Below are 17,447 nucleotides of genomic sequence, written 5' to 3' on the forward strand. Positions count from 1 at the left end.
GCAGCCTCCATTGCTAACCATCTGATTATAAAAGAGAGTCGCACTTCAAAATAGAATCCACCGCGCCTACAGACATGCGCGTGATAATTTAAATTATGGAAATTAAACACTGGACATTGCGTGTCAGGACTTCTGCTTCGATGTCGTTTTGGCCTGCGATGTCGTTTCCCCCAGCGGTACCACGGCCACGCAACCGGCCAGTAGCCCCACGACGGCCGCCACGGCCGCCAGACGGACCATCATTCCACACATCGTCCTTCTCCCCGATTGGTGCATCATCAGGAAACACGCGCGGCAGGGGAAGGTTGCGCGCGGTTGCCGCAAATGCGGGCGCCACGGAGGGAAGGGAGTATCTGGATACGCGGTGCGGGCGCGATGTATGCAGATATGCCAATCTGCGTATCCAAACTCACGGCGACAGCTTGACTTGCCCACAGGCATGACCGATACATGGCAAGAGCGCCGTCCTTTGCCGGTAAGGCTGGCGGCGCTGTTTCACCCAGGTTTGAAGGGAGCGCGCGGGGGCGCGTTGGAGGTCGGATGAGCAAGCCCACACACGTAACGCATGCCGAACATGTACGCGTGTCCCTGGAACAGGACATTTTCATGGGCCGCCTGCGTCCCGGGTCCCGCCTGGATGAGGAGGTGATCGCCAGCCGTTTCGGCATTTCGCGCACGCCCGTGCGTGAAGCGGTGCTGCAACTTGTGGAAAGCGGTCTGGTGGAAAAGCGGCCGCGCCAGGGGGCGGTGGTGGCCAGCATGGATATCCGCCGCATGATCCACATGTTCGAGGTCATGTCGGAACTGGAAGGCCTGTGCGCCAAGCTGTCCGCCCGCCGCATGTCGCCAGAGGAAAAGGCCAAGCTGGCCGAGGTGCATAAGCAGTCCGAGGAGCATTATACTGCCGGCCGCCAGGATGAATATTACACCACCAGCCGCAAGTTCCATCAGCTGCTGGTCTGGGGCAGCCATAATGACGTGCTGGTGGAGATGACGGACAAGCTGGCGCTGCAGCTGGTGCCCTATCGCCGTTATCAGCTGAACTATCCCGGCCGCGCGGAGGAGAATTTGCGCGACCATGCCGCCATCCTGGATGCCGTGCAGCAGGGCGACCCGGAGATCGCCTATCGCCGCCTGCGCCAGCACACGACCATCCAGGGCGACATCTTCGCCGAATATATCTCGCTGACCGGACAGCGGGCGGCGGAATAGGCCGGCGACGGGCCGCCGGCCGGTTGCATCACCCCTTGGCCACCGCCCCGCGCAGCGCCCCGGCGATGGCGTCGCGCAGCGGATGGGGCTGGTAATCGCTGCCATAGGGGCAGCAGCGGAAGGGCTGCTTATCGGCGCGCGGGGTCAGGCCCTGCAGCCAGGAGAACTTATCGACCATGCCCCAGACCAGTACGTCGCCCATCTGCAGGTAGGACAGCATCAGGTCCAGATAGGCGCGGGCATAATCGGCCACACCCTTGTCGCGGGCCGCGATGTCGGTGGGCAGGCCCTTGTCATTGACGTCGAATTCAGTGATCAGCAGGCCATAGCCCATGCCCACCACGTCGTCGACGAAGCGGCGCCAGGCGGCCTCGTCATATTTCGGGCCATCATCGACCACCATGATGTGCGACTGCACGCCCAGGGCATCGACGGGGGTGCCACGCTTGCGAAAGCCCTCCAGCAGGCGCAGCACGCCGTCGCGGTGCTTCTCATGGCCGGGTTCCCAGCTCATATAGTCATTATAGACCAGCTGGCCCTGGGGCAGCACCGCGCGCGCCTTGTGGAAGCTGAGGTCCAGGATACGCTCCGCCGGCACATGGCGGGTGAACGGCGTGTCGCGAAGCCCACCCGTGTCGGCGTCCACCGCCTCATTCACCACGTCCCAGGAGGTGATGCGGTCCTTGTACGAACCGGCCACCCTGGCGACATGGTCGGCGATCATCCTCTCTACGCCTTGCGCGGGGTTTGCGCCGAAATCATGCGTGTCCAGCCAGCCCGGCAGCCAGCGCGGATGGTGCCAGAGCAGGGTATGGCCGCGCATGGCCAGGCCCTTCTCCCCGGCGAAGGCCAGCAACCGTTCCGCCGCCTGGAACGTATAGACATCGGCCGAGGGCCGCAGTGCGCCCCATTTCAGCTCATTCTCCGGCACCAGCAGCCCGCATTCGGCCACCAGCAGATCGCGATAGGCCGGATCGGCGAAGGACCCGGTCAGGGTGCCGGGCTTGCCGGTGCCCACGGTCGACCCGAAGCGGCGACCCTTGGCCTTGGCCAGATCGTTCAGCGACGGGCCGGGGGCGGCGGCCGGCACCGGCAGAGCCGGGATGGCGGCAGCGGCCAACGCGCCGGCAAGGATCTGGCGGCGGGACAGGCGGGGGTTCATCGGGCATCTCCCAGGGTTTGCTATTGTTAGCGATAACATAACAGGACGAGGGCGCGTGGGAAATGGGGTTGCGGAGGAAAGCCGGGCCCAGGTCACAGAAGAAAAAGGCGGCCCGCGCGTGCGGGCCGCCAGTTGGGCCGGTTATCGGGGAGACAGGCCGACCCTTGAGGGAAGTACCGTACGCCTGATCAGAGGCGGCCGCGCAGGCCGATCATGAAGGTCCGGCCCGGCGTGTAGGAGGTGAAGGTGGCATTGTCGAACTGGAAGTAGCTGCGCTGCTTGGCGTTCGTCAGGTTGGTGACATCGAAGGTGATCTGCGGCAGGCCATCGCGCTTCAGGATCTCGTTGAGGTCGAGGCTGGAGGAGAAGTCCCACTGCCGGTAATCGTCGCTGAACAAGGCGGCGGCGGGGATGCCGTTCTGGTTCAGGCCGCTGGTCTGCGCACCCTTGGTGAAGGTCTGCGAGATGCGGGCCGAAATGCCGCCATGTTCGTAATAGCCGGTGACGTTGTAGGTATACTCGGCCACGCCGATGGCCACCGCCGGGGCGGCACCCTTGCCCTTCTGGTCGATGATCGTGGCATTGGCCAGGAAGCCCAGGCCCGGCACGACATCTTCCAGCAGGAAGTCCAGCGGCTGCACCCAGTTGAATTCCAGGCCATTGACCGTCAGGCGGCCTTCGGCATTGACCTGCTGCTGCAACACCACCGTGGCCGTGCCCGGACCGCCGCGGGAATTGATGGCAGCCTGCTGCGTCGGCGACAGCGTGTCGAACGTGACGCCATAGGCGGCCAGCGCGCTGAACGGCACCGTGCTGGACCCGTTCACCGTGAAGCCGGTGATGGCCTTGCGGAAGGCCGCCACACCGATATAGCCCTCGCGGCCCGTATAATATTCGAAGCCCAGATCGATATTCTCGGAGATGTATGGGGCCAGGGCCGAGTTGCCGACCGAACCGACATCGGCCGAGGGGCCGGAGAAGTTCAGGCCCGGCAACTGGGCATTCGGGTCCGGACGGGTCATGGTGCGCGACAGGGCGGCGCGGACCACCGCATTGTCGGCGACATTATAGGCGGCGGACGCCGAGGGCAGCCAATTGTCGTACTTGTTGTTGATATAGACGAAGTTGGTGATGTTGGGATAACGCGAACCATCGGGAATTTGCGCGCCGTTCAGGGCCGGCGGCGTGTTGCGCGGATCGGGCAGGCTGACGCGGCCGCCCACCTTCTGGTCGGTCTGCACCCAGCGCAGGCCGACATTGAAGCGCAGGTCCTGGCCGTCGATCTGCTGGATGCCGTTCACCTCGCCATAGGCGCCCAGCGTCTCTTCCCCGATGAAGCCGCCTGACGCGCCGGTATTGGACGAACCGGCCTCCGGTGTCGCATCATGGAACTGGTCATACTTGCTGTCGGCCTTGAACTTGTCCCAATCCACGGTCAGGAAGCCGAACTTGCCCGGCTTCAGATAGTTGGCGAAGGACGCGTTGGGGATCAGCGACCCGCTATAGGTGACGCCACCCGTCTGGCCCGCCGTGAAGCCCGTGCCGTAGCCCGGATATGTCGGATAGCCGGCCGGCGCCGCGCCCGGCTGGTTCAGGCCGGCGCAGGGCGGCTGGCTGTTGGGGCTGGGCACGAAGACCGACGGATTGTTGCCGCAGACGGCGTTCTGCCAGGCCTGGCTGTTATCATAGGCGCGGATGCGGCGGGACACATCGTCCCAGGCGCCACCGACCTTCACATTCAGGGTATCGTCGCCCCAGGTCAGATTGGCGCGCGCCCCCTTGGTTTCCGTCGTGCGGCGTTCATCCTGCATGTTGACGCGACCGCCGGGCCAGCCGAACTTGGTCGGGTCGTTCAGGTCGATATTGCTGGAGATGTCGGGAACGCCGCCGCCATTCTTATAGGTGACGGTGACGCCGGAGCTGGCGGGCGTCAGCGGGCCGACGGTGGGCGATTCACGATGGAAGGTGGACTTGGTATAGTTGGCCTGCATGTCGAACTTCAGATCCTCGGTGATCTGATAGTCGAAGCCGGGATTGACGCCGTAGAATTCCGTCTCTTCCAGGAAGGGGCGGTATTCCAGGAAGAACTGGGCGTTGGCGAAGGTGGCTTCGGTCACCACGCAGCCGGCGGAACAGTCGGTGCGGTCGACCTTCATGTTGATCGGGATCATGGCGCCGTTGCGGCCGATCCAGTTCATGTCGACGCGTTCCAGGTCGTTCTTCTTCTTGCCATACAGGCTGTCGACATAGAAATGCAGGTCTTCCGTGGCCTGCAGCTCGAACGCGGCGACGGCGCTGATCCGGTCGCGGGTGCCGAAAATCTCCGCCGGGCGGCCCAGGCGCGGGATGATGGCATTGTCAAGCTGCTGGATGGTCAGGCCGGGGTTCAGCGCCAGCAGGGCGGCGCGGTCCAGGGTGGCACCCGTGGTCAGCCCGTTGCCGGCATTGGCCGGCACCGTGGCCGGGATGGTCCAGTTGCCGCCGCCGGTGCTGTTGCAGCCGGTGGTGGCGCCGCACTGTGCGGCCGACAGGTTGGGATTGGTCCAGCCGATGGTCTCAAAGCCCGGCGTGCTGACCTGGTTGCGCACGGCGGCCACGCCGATCAGGGCGCCGAAATTGCCCCAGGTATTGCTGGCCAGGGCGGAGGTGCGGCCGCCCCACTTGTCGGCCTCGCTGTTCTTGGTGCCCTGGATCGAATAGCTGACGCGCGGTCCGTCGCTGTCGAAGGGACGCGCACTGCGCATATTGACGGTACCGGCGGCACCGCCCTCCACCATGCCGGCATTCGGGCTTTTCGACACGGTCAACTGCGAGAACAGTTCCGTGGGGAACATGTCCAGATCGACCTCGCGGTTGGTGCTCTGCGCATCCGTGCGGCCGGTCGATGCCACGGCGACGGGTGCGCCGTTCAGCAGCACGCGGGTGAAGTTGGTGCCCAGGCCGCGGATGGCGACCGAAATACCCTCGCCCGACACTTCGCGGTTGATGGTGATGCCGGGAACGCGGTTGAAGCTCTCGGCGATGTTGGTATCGGGGAACTTGCCGATATCCTCGGCGAAGATGCTGTCCTGGAAGCCGGTGGCGTTGCGCTTGTCATTGGTGGAATTGGCCAGGCTGGACCGGAAGCCGGTCACCACGATCTCTTCCAGCGTGTCGGCGCCGCTGCCGCCGGATACGGTCTGCGCCTGGCCCGGCAGGGCAAAGCCCGCCGCCAGGCAGCTGGCGGCCAGCAACAGGGCCTTGGCGGGCCGGCGATGGGGACGATTATTATGCGTATTCATGTTCACTCCCTCCCTTTGATGCCGCCGTTCGTGCGGCTTTAGGTTCAAGACATTGATACCGCTAACAATTTTAAACGGACCCGGGGCCGTAACATGGGATCGGGTGCCAAACCTGATCCGGTTACGGCGACGGTCCCTCCATTGCCGCCGGCGCCAGGCGCGGCGACAGCAGGTGCAGCAGCAGCAGGGCCAACGGATAGGCGCCGGCCGCCACCAGCAGGATGGGGGTGTAACTGCCGGTTGTATCCAGCACCCATCCCGTGAACTTGGACATCAGCATGCCGCCCACGGCCCCGGCCATGCCGCCGATCCCCACCACCGACGCCACGGCGGCACGCGGGAACAGGTCGGACGGCAGGGTCAGCAGGTTGGCGGAAAACCCCTGGTGCCCGGCCGTGGCCAGCCCCAGGATCAGCACGGCCACCCACAGGCCGGACGCGGACGTGGCGAAGACCACGGGCAGCACGCAGGCAGCACAGGCCAGCATGGCGAATTTGCGCGCGCCATTGACGCCCATCCCGCCCTTCATCAGGCGGGAGGAAAACCAGCCGCCCGCCACGGAGCCGACATCCGACAGGATATAGATGGCGACCAGCGGCGGCCCGAACCCTTTCAGGTCCAGCCCATAGGTGCGCGCCAGAAAGTCGGGCAGCCAGAACAGGAACAGCCACCAGACCGGATCGGTCAGGAACTTGGCCCCCGCATAGGCCCAGGTCTCCCGCCGGGCCAGCAGCACGGACCAGCCGATGCGGGTGGTCACCGGCGGCTCCGCATCGGACCGGATATGGGCCAGTTCTTCCGCACTGATGGTCTTGTGCGTTTCCGGCGTGCGGTAAAAGGCCAGCCAGGCCCCCAGCCAGGCAAAAGACAGCACGCCCGTGACCACGAACGCCGCCTGCCAGCCCCAGGTCAGCGTGATGACCGGCACGATCAGCGGCGTGATGATGGCGCCGATATTGGCCCCGGCATTGAACACACCGACCGCCAGGGCCCGTTCCTTCCGGGGAAACCAGTCGGCCACGGCCTTCAGCCCGGCCGGGAAGTTCCCCGCCTCGCCCGCACCCAGAAACAGGCGGGCCGCCATGAACTGCGCCAGGGTGGCGGCGGCGGCATGGGCGATATGGGCCAGGTTCCACACCGTGAAGGCCAGCGCATAGCCCCAGCGCGCGCCGATAATGTCGATGAACCGCCCGAACAGCAGGTAGCAGACGGCATAGGCGGCCTGGAACACAAAGACGATGTCGGCATAATCCGTCTCCGTCCAGCCGAACTCCACCGACAGGGTCGGCTTCAGCAGGCCCAGCATCTGCCGGTCGACATAATTGATCACCGTGGCCGCGAACAGCAGCGCCACAACGATCCAACGTCGGCCAAGGCGGGGGGTGGTGGGCATGGGCGGCGCGTTCCTTCAGGGCAAAAGGCGGGCGTTCACCGGCGCGGGTGGCGACGGCGGGGGAAGGATTGAAGCGGGTATTCTTGCCGTAGGTCAGGTCGAGCCGGAGGCGAGCCCTGACAGCAAAGCTTGTGGCCTTTCCTGTCAGGGCTCGGGGCTCCGCCCCTCGACCTGACCTACGGCATCACCAATTCCACATGCTGCCGTCGCGCAACCGCGCGACGGGCAGATAAGCCGGCGTGTAGGGGTACTTGGCGGCCAGTTCCTCGTCGATATCCACGCCATGGCCCGGTGCCTCACCCGGATACAGGTACCCGTCCTTGAAGCTGTAGGCATGGGGGAACACGGCGTCGGTCACGTCGGCATGGATCATGTATTCCTGGATGCCGAAATTCGGCACCCAGCTGTCGAAATGCAGCGCCGCCCCCATGCAGACGGGTGACAGGTCGGTGGCGCCATGACAGCCGGTGCGCACCTGATACAGGTCGGCCAGGGTGGCGATGCGGCGCAGATGCGTGATGCCGCCGGCATGCACCAGGGTGGCGCGGATATAGTCGATCAGCTGGTTCTGGATCAGGTCCCGGCAATCATGGATGGAATTGAACACTTCCCCCACGGCCAGCGGCGTCGTCGTGTGCTGGCGGATCAGGCGGAAACTCTCCTGATTTTCCGCCGGGGTCGGGTCCTCCATCCAGAACAGGCGATAGGGCTCCAGCGACTTGCCCAACCGGGCCGCCTCGATCGGGGTCAGGCGGTGATGCACATCATGCAGCAGGTGCAGGTCCCAGCCGAACTTCTCGCGCACCGCCTCGAACAGCTTGGGCGCGAAATCCAGATAGGGCTCGGTCGCCCACAGCGTCTCGTCGGGGGTGCCGGCGCGGATGGCGGGCTCATACGCCTCCCCCTTCTGCACGCCATAGACCTTGTCCAGACCCGGCACGCCGGTTTGCACGCGGATGGCCTTGAACCCCTTTTCCCTATAATAGGCGACGCGGTCCAGGGCCTCCGGCACGTCGCGGCCATTGGCATGGGCATAGACCATCACGCCCTCGCGGCTCTTGCCGCCCAGCAGCTGATAGAGCGGCATGTTGGCGGCCTTGGCCTTGATGTCCCACAGCGCCATGTCCACGGCCGCGATGGCCGACATGGTGACGGGGCCGCGGCGCCAATAGGCGCCCTTGTACAGATACTGCCAGATATCCTCGATCTGATGGGCATCCCGGCCGATCAGGCAGGGGATGACATGGTCGGTCAGATAGGATTCCACCGCCAGTTCGCGCCCGTTCAGGGTCGCGTCACCGATACCATAGACGCCCTGATCCGTGACGATCTTCAGCGTCACGAAGTTGCGTCCCGGCGAGGTGACGATGCAATAGGCATTGGTGATGCGCATCGACGGTGGCTCCCCCGGTCCCCTGCCCTTATGGCGGGTCCGGAATGTCATGGTTGAACAGGGCGGGAAACCGCTTCTCCAGCTCCGGCAGAGAGGCCAGGATTTCCCGCAGATGGGTGCGCATGGCCGCCTGCGCCTGATCAGCATCATGCGCGGCAATGGCATCCACGATGGATGTGTGCTGCGCGATCAGGCGCGGCAGCGGCGTGGCATCGGTCATGGACAGGTAACGGGCCCTGTCCATCTGGGCCTTGGTTTCCTCCACCACGCGCCAGGCATAGTCGCACCCGACCGACAGCGCGATGGAGCGGTGGAAAGCCTCGTCCAGTTCCATGAAACGGGCATGGTCGCGCTCCTCGATGGCGCGGGCCTGCTGCTTCAGGTTGATACGGAAATCCTCGATATGCCTGGGCGTGGCCTCCGCCGCCGCACGGGCGACAACGGCCATTTCCACGGCCTCGCGCACGAAACGGGCGTCGAACACCTGGCGCACCGAAATCTTGACAATGAAGGACCCGCGCTGCGGCTTGATCTGCAACAGGCCGGCATCCGCCAGCTTGATGAAGGCCTCCCGCACCGGCTGGCGCGACACGCCAAGCTGGTCCGCGATTTCCTGTTCAGAGAGGGCTTGTCCCGGCAGAAACACCATGCGGACGATGGCGCGGCGCAGCTCCCGGAAGACGCGGCGCGCCACCGGTTCATTGCTGTCCATATCGATCGGCCGCAGGCCGGGCCGTTCCTGGTCCCGTTCCAAGCGCTTGCACTCCCTCATCCTTATTCCCGAGCCCCGGAACCGGTATTTCCCGGTCGAGGTTTCGGCGGCAATCATAACAACGTCGTTGCCGTTACCATTCATGTATACTACCATACCAGTGACGGTCAAGGGCGCTGTTGCGGATTTTTGATAGCGCTACCATAATTCCCACAAGGCAGCTCAACTCGTCATCCCGGTGACAAGCCGGGATGACGGAGAAAAAAGCACATGCGCCGACCGGCCGAAACAGGCCGGCGGCAGGGAGGAAATATGCGATTGCTTGGACGCCTGCTGGCGGGGCTGATGCTCGCCGCCGGCCTGCTGGGGCCGGCCTGGGCCGAAGACGGCTATGATCTGTGGCTGCGGTTCCGGCCGCTGACAGGTGCCGCACTTGCCCAGGCGGAAACCCGCCTGGGCAGCATCGAGGCAGCGGATGGCAATGACACCGCCGTGACGGAACTGTCGCGCGGCCTGTCAGGCCTGCTGGGAAGGCCGGTGCCGGTGGCTGCCGGCGGCCGGGTGCTGCTGGGCACCGCTGACGATCCCGCCATCAAGGCTTTGGGGCTGGATCTGTCGGGCCTGGGCAATGACGGCTATGTCATCCGGTCCGTGCGGGACCGCACGGTGATCGCGGCGGGCACGAAGACCGGCCTGCTCTATGGTGCCTTCCATCTGCTGCGGCTGGCCCAGGAACAGGGGCCGCTGACCGCCCTTTCCGTGCGCGACGTGCCGAAGATCGACCGCCGCATCCTGAACCATTGGGACAATCTGGACCGCTATGTCGAGCGCGGCTATGCGGGCGAATCAATCTTCGACTGGCACAAGCTGCCCGACTGGAAGGACCCGCGCTATACCGACTATGCCCGCGCCAACGCGTCGATCGGCATCAACGGTACGGTCGTGAACAATGTAAATGCCAATGCCACCATCCTGACCCGTCCCTGGCTGGATAAGGTAGCGGCGCTGGCAGAGGTGTTCCGGCCCTATGGCATCAAGGTCTATCTGACGGCCCGGTTCTCCGCACCGAAAGAGATCGGGGGCCTGCCCACGGCCGACCCGCTGGACCCGGCCGTCGTCGCCTGGTGGAAGGCCAAGGCGGATGAGATCTACGCCATCATCCCCGATTTCGGCGGCTTCCTGATCAAGGCCAATTCGGAGGGACAGCCAGGGCCGCAGGATTACGGCCGCACCCATGCCGATGGTGCGAACATGCTGGCCGATGCGCTCAGTCCCCATGGCGGCATCGTCATGTGGCGGGCCTTTGTCTATAGCCATGAGACGCCCGACGACCGCGCCAAGCAGGCCTATGCTGAGTTCGTGCCGCTGGACGGCAAATTCCGCGACAATGTGCTGGTGCAGGTGAAGAACGGCGCCATCGATTTCCAGCCGCGTGAGCCGTTCCATCCGCTGTTCGGCGCCATGCCCAAGACGCCGCTGATGATGGAATTCCAGATCACCAAGGAATATCTGGGCTTTGCCACGCATCTGGCCTATCTGGCGCCGATGTGGAAGGAGACGCTGGACGCCGACACCTTCCGCCCGGCCAAGGGATCGACGGTGGCCAAGGTGGTGGATGGCAGCCTGGACCGGCACAAACTGTCGGCCATGGCCGGCGTCGCCAATATCGGCAGCGACCGCAACTGGTCCGGGTCCCATTTCGACCAGGCCAACTGGTACGCCTATGGAAGGCTGGCCTGGAACCACGGCCTGACATCCGACGCCATCGCCCTGGAATGGATCGCGGCGACCTTCAGCCCCGATCCCATGATCGTCGATCCCATCTTGTCGATGATGATGGGCTCACATGAGGCGGTCGTGAACTATATGACGCCCATCGGCCTGCATCACCTGATGGGCCGCGGCCATCATTACGGGCCGGCCCCCTGGGTCGATGGCGGCCCGCGCGCCGACTGGACCTCCGTCTATTACCACCGCGCCACCAAGGACGGCATCGGCTTCGACCGCACGCGCCGGGGCAGCGGGGCGGTGGACCAATATGCCAAGGTCTGGGCCGACCGGTTCAACACGGTGAAGACCACGCCGCCGGAACTGCTGCTCTGGTTCCACCATATCGGCTGGCAGGAGAAGCTTTCCACCGGCCGCACCCTGTGGGTGGAGCTGCTGTACCGTTATGGAAACGGTATCCAGACGGTGGCCGGCATGCGCCGCACCTGGGACGGGCTGAAGGACAAGGTGGACGGGGCCCGCTGGACCCAGACCGCCACCTTCCTGGCGATCCAGGAACGGGAAGCGCAATGGTGGCGCGATGCCAGCGTGGCCTATTGGCAGAGCTTCCATGGCCTGCCCCTGCCGCCGGGTGAGAAACCGCCGCCGCGGAGCCTGCAATACTACCAGTCCCTGAGCTTCCCCTTCGCACCGGGAGATGGCAAATGAAACAGTCTGCCTCGACATTGGGCCTGTCCTCCTCCGCTCTCTCTACCGTCACCCCGACCTTCGCCGGGGTGACGGTCGTGATGGGATTAGCGGTGATGCCCGCCCACACCGCCGATGCCCCCCTGCTGCACCCGATGTTCCAGGACCATGGCGTGCTCCAGCGTGACCAGCCCATCAAGGTGTGGGGTGATGCCAGGCCGGGGGAAAGCGTCACCGTCACCCTGGGCGGCGAGAAGGCCACCGCCAAGGCCGGCACGGATGGAAGCTGGCAGGCCACCCTGCCCGCCCGCAAGGCCGGCGGCCCCTTCACCCTGACGGCGAAGACGGCGACGGCGGAGCAGACGGCGACCGATATGCTGATCGGCGATGTCTATCTCTGTTCCGGCCAGTCGAACATGGAGATGCAGGTCCGCCGCTCGCTGGACGCCTGGAATGAGACCGGGACCCGCGCCAACCAGCCGATGATGCGTTATCTGAATGTGGAGCGCGATACGGCCACATCCGTGAAGCGCAGCTTCGGCAAGCCCGTCTCCTGGAAGGTGATCTCGCCCCAGACTGTCGGCGACATGTCGGCCGTCTGCTATTTCTTCGGCCGCGAGATGCGCAAGCTGGAGGAGGTGCCGGTCGGCCTGATCAACACCGCCTGGGGCGGGTCCACCATCGAGAGCTGGATGCCGGTGGAGGCGCTGCGCCAGCAGCCCGATTACAAGGAGGCCCTGGCCTTCCTGGCCACCTATGACCGCAACCGGGCCGAGGGGGTGCGCGCCTTCATCGGCGGCTGGCAGGCCTGGTGGAAAGGCATCGGCCAGCCGGAGCTGTGGCGCGAAACCTTCGGCCAGGGCGAGGGCTGGCGTCCCGCCCCCGCCACCTTCCGCCCGTGGGAGACCTGGGGCATCGCGGACATGGCCGCCTATAACGGCATCGTCTGGATGCGCGCCGGCATCACCCTGACGGCCGAACAGGCGAAGGCCGGCATCGCCCTGCATCTGGGGCCGGCGGACGATCTGGACGTCACCTGGGTGAACGGCACCCCGGTCGGCAGCCTGTACGGCCCCGGCGATCCGCGCCGCTATCCGCTGCCGCCCGGCACGCTGAAGGAAGGCGTCAATACCATCACATTGGCGATCCTGGACGGCTATGGCGATGGCGGGCTTTATGGATCGGCAGAGGCTCAGGCCATTGAACTGGCCGACGGCGCGCGGCTGACCCTGCCCACGCCCTGGCAGTTCAAGCCCACACCCGTCGATACAGCCATGGCACCCCAGGCGCCCTGGGGCACGGTCAACGGCCTGTCCACCATCCATAACGCCATGCTGGCCCCCATCGGCCCCTATGGGGTGCGCGCCGCCCTCTGGTATCAGGGCGAAAGCAATACCGGCCGGCCGGTGCAGTATAAATCCCTGCTGACCGGTCTGATGGCCGGCTGGCGGCGGCAGTTCGGTCCCGACCTGCCCTTCCTGGTGGTGCAGCTGCCGGAATGGGGATACCCGTCCGACAGGCCCATGGAAAGCGGCTGGGCGGATTTGCGCGAAAGCCAGCGGGCCGCCGTGGCCGCCGATCCCAGGGCCGGGCTGGCCGTGGCGCTGGGGGTGGGCGACTGGTACGACATCCACCCCGCCAACAAGCAGATCGTGGCCAAGCGTCTGGTCCGCGCCGCGCGCAAGGTGGTGCTGGGCGAGAAGATCGCGCCGTCTGGTGCCCTTCCGGCATCCGTCACCCGCAGCGGCGACGCCGTGTCGGTGCGCTTTACCGACATCGATGGCAGCCTGAAGGCCCTCTCCTATCACCGCCCGCTTGGGTTCGAGCTGTGTGGCGAGGGGCCGGGCACCTGCCGCTTCGTGGACGCGTCCCTGTCGGGCGACACGGTGACCCTGCCCGTGGGCGACGGGCCGGCAATCCGGGTGCGCTACTGCTGGGCCGACAGTCCCATCTGCAACCTGCAGGACAGCGCGCGCCAGCCGCCAGGACCGTTCGAGGCGGTGGTGAAGTGACCCGTCACCACCCCAACACCCGCATTGACATCCGTGTCACAGTCCCTCAATGATAGCGCTACCATCGCCCCGGCAGAGGGCGACGTTGCGAGAAGATACCGGGAGGAAAATTACCGATGACACCCAAGCTGTCCCGCCGACTGTTCGGCGCCAGCCTGCTGGCGCTCACCTCTGCCGCGGCTATGCCCGCCGGCATGGCGTTTGCGCGTGGCAAGGAGCCTTATCGCGACCCGTCCCTGCCCATCGATGCCCGGATCGAGGACCTGCTCTCCCGCATGACGCTGGAGGAGAAGGTGGCCCAGATGATCGGCATCTGGCAGGACAAGAAGCTGGTCAATAATGAGAAGGGCGGCTTCGACGCCAAGAAGGCCGCCAAGAATTACCCCAACGGCCTGGGCCAGATTTCCCGTCCCGGCGACCGCGTCGGCACCGTGAACAAGGACGGCACCCCCATCGCCGCCGGTGCCAAGGCCAATATCATCAACCGCGAGGGGCTGGAGGCCGCATCTTACGTCAACGACGCCCAGAAATGGGCCGTTGAGCAGACGCGCCTGGGCATCCCGCTGATCTTCCACGAGGAAGCGCTGCATGGCTTCGTGGCGCGCGGCGCCACCAGCTTCCCGCAATCCATGGCGCTGGCCAGCTCCTGGGATACGGCCATGGTGGAGCGTATCTTCGGCGTGGCCGCGCGCGAGATGCGCCTGCGCGGCGTTCATCTAGCCCTGGCCCCCGTGGTTGATATCGTCCGCGACCCGCGCTGGGGCCGGACGGAGGAAACCTATGGCGAGGACCCGTGGCTGGTCTCCGAAATGGGGCTGGCGGCGATGAAGGGTTTCCAGGGCACGACCCTGCCGCTCGCCAAGGACAAGGTGCTGGTGACGCTGAAGCACATGACCGGCCATGGCCAGCCGGAAAGCGGCACCAATGTCGGCCCCGCCCCGATTTCCGAACGCACCTTGCGCGAAAACTTCCTGGTGCCGTTCGAACGCGCGGTTAAGAACCTGCCCATCCGTTCCATCATGCCGTCTTATAACGAGGTCGATGGCGTACCCAGCCATGCCAACAAATGGCTGCTGGATACGGTGCTGCGCAAGGAATGGGGCTATCAGGGCGCGCTGGTCAGCGATTATTTCGCGGTGCGCGAGTTGAAGACCGTCCACCACATGACCCGTGACCTGGCCGATGGTGCCGTCCGCGCCCTGAATGCCGGCGTGGATATCGAGTTGCCGGACGGCGAGGGCTATCTGCTGCTGCCCGGCCTGGTGCGCGAGGGCAAAGCGTCCGAAGCCCAGATCAACACCGCCGTGCGCCGCATCCTGCGCATGAAGTTCGAGGCCGGGCTGTTCGAAAGCCCCTATGTCGATGCCAAGATCGCCGACAAGCTGACCGCCACACCGGACGCGATTGCTTTGGCCCGCGAGGCGGCGGCCCGGTCGATGGTGCTGCTGAAGAATGCCGGCAACATCCTGCCGCTGAACCCTGCGGCCGCGGGCACGCTGCTGGTTGTCGGCACCCATGCCAGGGACACGCCCATCGGCGGCTATTCGGAAAAACCGCGCAAGGTGGTCTCCGTCATCGAAGGCCTGCAGGCGGCGGCCAAGGGCCTGAAGGTGGAATATGCCGAAGGCGTGCGCCTGACCCGCCAGCGCGTCTGGGAAGAGGACAAGGTCGAGCCGATCCCCGATGCCGAGAATGACGCCCTGATCGCCGAGGCCGTGGCCAAGGCGGCCAGTGCCGACACCATCCTGATGGTGCTGGGCGAGAATGAGCAGTTGAGCCGTGAAGCCTGGGCCAAGACGCATCTGGGCGACCGCGCCAGCCTGGATCTCTATGGCCGTCAGTCCGATCTGGCCGAGGCCATGTTCAAGACCGGCAAGAAGGTCATCGTCCTGCTGCTGAACGGCCGCCCGCTGGCCGTCAACCGGCTGGCGGAGAAGGCCGATGCCCTGATCGAGGGCTGGTATCTGGGCCAGGAGACGGGCAATGGCGTCGCCGACGTGGTGTTCGGCAAACTGTCGCCCGGCGGCAAACTGCCCATCACCATTCCGCGCTCCGTCGGCCAGCTGCCGGTCTATTACAATGCCAAGCCGTCCGCCCGGCGCGGCTATCTGTTCGACGACGTCACGCCCCTGTTCCCGTTCGGCTTCGGCCTGACCTATTCGACGTTCGAGCTGGATGCGCCGGTCCTGTCGCGCAGCCAGATCGGCACGGGCGACAGCGTCGATGTCGCCGTCACCCTGCGCAATACCGGTTCCCACACGGCCGACCAGGTGGTGCAGATCTATGTCCGGGATGAGGAGGCATCGGTGACGCGGCCGGTGAAGGAGTTAAAGCGGTTCCAGCGTGTAACACTTGCGGCTGGTGCCGGCACCACCGTGCGCTTCACCCTGACCCCGGACGATCTGTCGCTCTGGAACCTGGACATGAAGCGCGTGGTCGAACCCGGCATCTTCACCATCAGCGCCGGATTCGACTCTGTCGAGTTGAAGCCGGTCGAATTGAAAGTGGTTTAAGCAAGCGCCCAAGCATGCGGAGTAGGGGGAGGGCCATTATCTCCCCCTCTACTTCACGTAACTTTGTTGCTTTTGCTTGTTACCGCTATCAAGTTTTGCCCATATCGACTAAAGTCGTCCCTCTATCTGGGAGAGTGTCCCATGTCTTCGTCGCCCGCGTCCCCTGCCCTGCTGACCGATTTCCTGCCTGCGGACTGGCGTGATGCGCATCTGCTGGGGCGGCTGGATTTCGGGCAGGGGCCGACGCCGGTGCTGATCAAGGGCGGGCATTTGTTCGACCTGTCGGGCGTGGCGCCCACCGTTTCCGACCTGCTGAACAACCTGCCCGACGGCGCCCTGCCCACCGGCGGCCAGGATCTGGGTGATGCCGGTACGATCAAGGTGGCGCTGCAATGGGGCGACGCCCTGCCCGGCGCGCCCCTGCTGCTGTCGCCCATCGATCTTCAATGCATCAAGGCCGCCGGCGTCACCTTCGCCGTATCGGCGCTGGAGCGGGTGATCGAGGAACGGGCCCGCGGTGATTACGCCAAGGCCAATGAAATCCGCAGCGACCTGTCGGCCCGCATCGGCACCGACCTGCGCGCGGTCAAGCCCGGCTCGGCCGAAGCCGCCGCCTTGAAACAGGCGCTGATCGCCGACGGGCTGTGGTCGCAATATCTGGAAGTGGCCATCGGCCCGGATGCGGAGATTTTCACCAAGGGTCCGACCCTGTCGTCGGTGGGCTGGGGTGCCTATATCGGCGTGCGGTCGGACAGCGACTGGAACAATCCGGAGCCGGAAGTGGCTCTGGCCGTCGATGGCAAGGGCCGCGTGCATGGCGCCACCCTGGGCAACGATGTGAACCTGCGTGATTTCGAGGGGCGGTCGGCGCTGCTGCTGTCCAAGGCCAAGGACAATAACGCCTCCTGCGCGCTGGGCCCCTTCATCCGCCTGTTCGACGGTACTTTCACCATCGACGATGTGCGCAATGCCGAGGTGTCGGTGAATGTGACCGGCGAGGACGGGTTCGTCCTGAACGGCAAGTCCAACATGGCGCTGATCAGCCGCGATCCGCTGGACCTGGTCGGCCAGACCATCGGCAAAAACCATCAGTATCCCGACGGTTTCGTGCTGTTCATGGGCACCCTGTTTGCGCCCATCGATGACCGCGAGGCACCGGGCAAGGGCTTCACCCATAAGGGTGGCGACATCGTCACGATATCCTCCCCCCGTCTTGGCAGCCTGTCCAACAAGGTTGCCGGCTGCCATGAGGCGCCGGAATGGAACTTCGGCATCGGCGATCTGATGCGCAATCTGGCCCGGCGCGGCCTGCTGCGCGACTGATCCCACCCCAATCTTTCCCCAATGCAACGCC

General features: G+C 65.2%; 11 protein-coding genes. 5 read left to right on the forward strand and 6 right to left on the reverse strand.

Features of this window, described 5'->3' with window-relative positions:
- Window positions 1–123 precede the first annotated feature (123 nt).
- Window positions 124–243 carry a DUF2613 family protein gene (locus tag AC1Q7F_RS25315; RefSeq protein WP_492511326.1) on the reverse strand — a complete coding sequence of 40 codons (120 nt, stop codon included), beginning with the start codon at window positions 241–243 and terminating at the stop codon, window positions 124–126.
- A gap of 297 nt (window positions 244–540) precedes the next feature.
- Here AC1Q7F_RS25315 and AC1Q7F_RS25320 point away from each other — a divergent pair, with 297 nt between their 5' ends.
- Window positions 541–1,212, forward strand: a complete 672-nt coding sequence (locus tag AC1Q7F_RS25320; protein ID WP_492511327.1) for a GntR family transcriptional regulator — start codon at window positions 541–543, stop codon at window positions 1,210–1,212.
- 28 nt (window positions 1,213–1,240) lie between these two features.
- Here AC1Q7F_RS25320 and AC1Q7F_RS25325 read toward each other — a convergent pair whose 3' ends face one another.
- The 5 genes from AC1Q7F_RS25325 to AC1Q7F_RS25345 all read right to left on the reverse strand — a co-directional run bounded on the left by AC1Q7F_RS25325 (window position 1,241) and on the right by AC1Q7F_RS25345 (window position 9,195).
- Window positions 1,241–2,374, reverse strand: a complete 1,134-nt coding sequence (locus AC1Q7F_RS25325; protein ID WP_492511328.1) for an endo-1,4-beta-xylanase — start codon at window positions 2,372–2,374, stop codon at window positions 1,241–1,243.
- A 188-nt stretch (window positions 2,375–2,562) separates the two neighbouring features.
- Window positions 2,563–5,655, reverse strand: coding sequence for a TonB-dependent receptor (locus tag AC1Q7F_RS25330; RefSeq protein ID WP_492511329.1), 3,093 nt, complete (start codon window positions 5,653–5,655; stop codon window positions 2,563–2,565).
- A 121-nt stretch (window positions 5,656–5,776) separates the two neighbouring features.
- Window positions 5,777–7,048, reverse strand: a complete 1,272-nt coding sequence (locus tag AC1Q7F_RS25335) for an MFS transporter (protein ID WP_492511330.1) — start codon at window positions 7,046–7,048, stop codon at window positions 5,777–5,779.
- Window positions 7,049–7,232: 184 nt separating this feature from the next.
- Window positions 7,233–8,441, reverse strand: a complete 1,209-nt coding sequence (gene manD / locus AC1Q7F_RS25340; protein WP_492511331.1) for a D-mannonate dehydratase ManD — start codon at window positions 8,439–8,441, stop codon at window positions 7,233–7,235.
- 28 nt (window positions 8,442–8,469) lie between these two features.
- Window positions 8,470–9,195: a GntR family transcriptional regulator gene (locus AC1Q7F_RS25345; RefSeq protein ID WP_492511332.1), complete on the reverse strand. Its 726-nt coding sequence runs from the start codon at window positions 9,193–9,195 to the stop codon at window positions 8,470–8,472.
- Window positions 9,196–9,465: 270 nt separating this feature from the next.
- Between AC1Q7F_RS25345 and AC1Q7F_RS25350 the strand changes: the two genes are divergently transcribed.
- From AC1Q7F_RS25350 to AC1Q7F_RS25365, 4 genes are all read left to right on the forward strand, one after another.
- Window positions 9,466–11,589 (forward strand): alpha-glucuronidase family glycosyl hydrolase, encoded by a 2,124-nt coding sequence (locus AC1Q7F_RS25350; protein WP_492511333.1) that lies wholly within the window; start codon window positions 9,466–9,468, stop codon window positions 11,587–11,589.
- On the forward strand, window positions 11,586–13,580 hold the full coding sequence (locus tag AC1Q7F_RS25355; RefSeq protein ID WP_492511334.1) for a sialate O-acetylesterase: 1,995 nt from the start codon (window positions 11,586–11,588) through the stop codon (window positions 13,578–13,580). The genes AC1Q7F_RS25350 and AC1Q7F_RS25355 overlap by 4 nt, the downstream gene beginning before the upstream one ends.
- A gap of 116 nt (window positions 13,581–13,696) precedes the next feature.
- Entirely contained in the window at window positions 13,697–16,093 is a 2,397-nt protein-coding gene (locus AC1Q7F_RS25360; RefSeq protein ID WP_492511335.1) for a glycoside hydrolase family 3 N-terminal domain-containing protein, read from the forward strand.
- 141 nt (window positions 16,094–16,234) lie between these two features.
- Window positions 16,235–17,416, forward strand: a complete 1,182-nt coding sequence (locus AC1Q7F_RS25365) for a fumarylacetoacetate hydrolase family protein (protein WP_492511336.1) — start codon at window positions 16,235–16,237, stop codon at window positions 17,414–17,416.
- Window positions 17,417–17,447: the final 31 nt, after the last annotated feature.

This window comes from Niveispirillum sp. GW835-FHT14G11 (assembly GCF_058793615.1).

Coding starts and splice junctions, on each gene's coding strand:
- AC1Q7F_RS25360 (WP_492511335.1), top strand. CDS start 13,697: ATGACACCCAAGCTGTCCCGCCGACTGTTCGGCGCCAGCCTGCTGGCG.
- AC1Q7F_RS25325 (WP_492511328.1), bottom strand. CDS start 2,374: ATGAACCCCCGCCTGTCCCGCCGCCAGATCCTTGCCGGCGCGTTGGCC.
- manD (WP_492511331.1), bottom strand. CDS start 8,441: ATGCGCATCACCAATGCCTATTGCATCGTCACCTCGCCGGGACGCAAC.
- AC1Q7F_RS25320 (WP_492511327.1), top strand. CDS start 541: ATGAGCAAGCCCACACACGTAACGCATGCCGAACATGTACGCGTGTCC.
- AC1Q7F_RS25330 (WP_492511329.1), bottom strand. CDS start 5,655: ATGAATACGCATAATAATCGTCCCCATCGCCGGCCCGCCAAGGCCCTG.
- AC1Q7F_RS25355 (WP_492511334.1), top strand. CDS start 11,586: ATGAAACAGTCTGCCTCGACATTGGGCCTGTCCTCCTCCGCTCTCTCT.
- AC1Q7F_RS25315 (WP_492511326.1), bottom strand. CDS start 243: ATGATGGTCCGTCTGGCGGCCGTGGCGGCCGTCGTGGGGCTACTGGCC.
- AC1Q7F_RS25350 (WP_492511333.1), top strand. CDS start 9,466: ATGCGATTGCTTGGACGCCTGCTGGCGGGGCTGATGCTCGCCGCCGGC.
- AC1Q7F_RS25365 (WP_492511336.1), top strand. CDS start 16,235: ATGTCTTCGTCGCCCGCGTCCCCTGCCCTGCTGACCGATTTCCTGCCT.
- AC1Q7F_RS25335 (WP_492511330.1), bottom strand. CDS start 7,048: ATGCCCACCACCCCCCGCCTTGGCCGACGTTGGATCGTTGTGGCGCTG.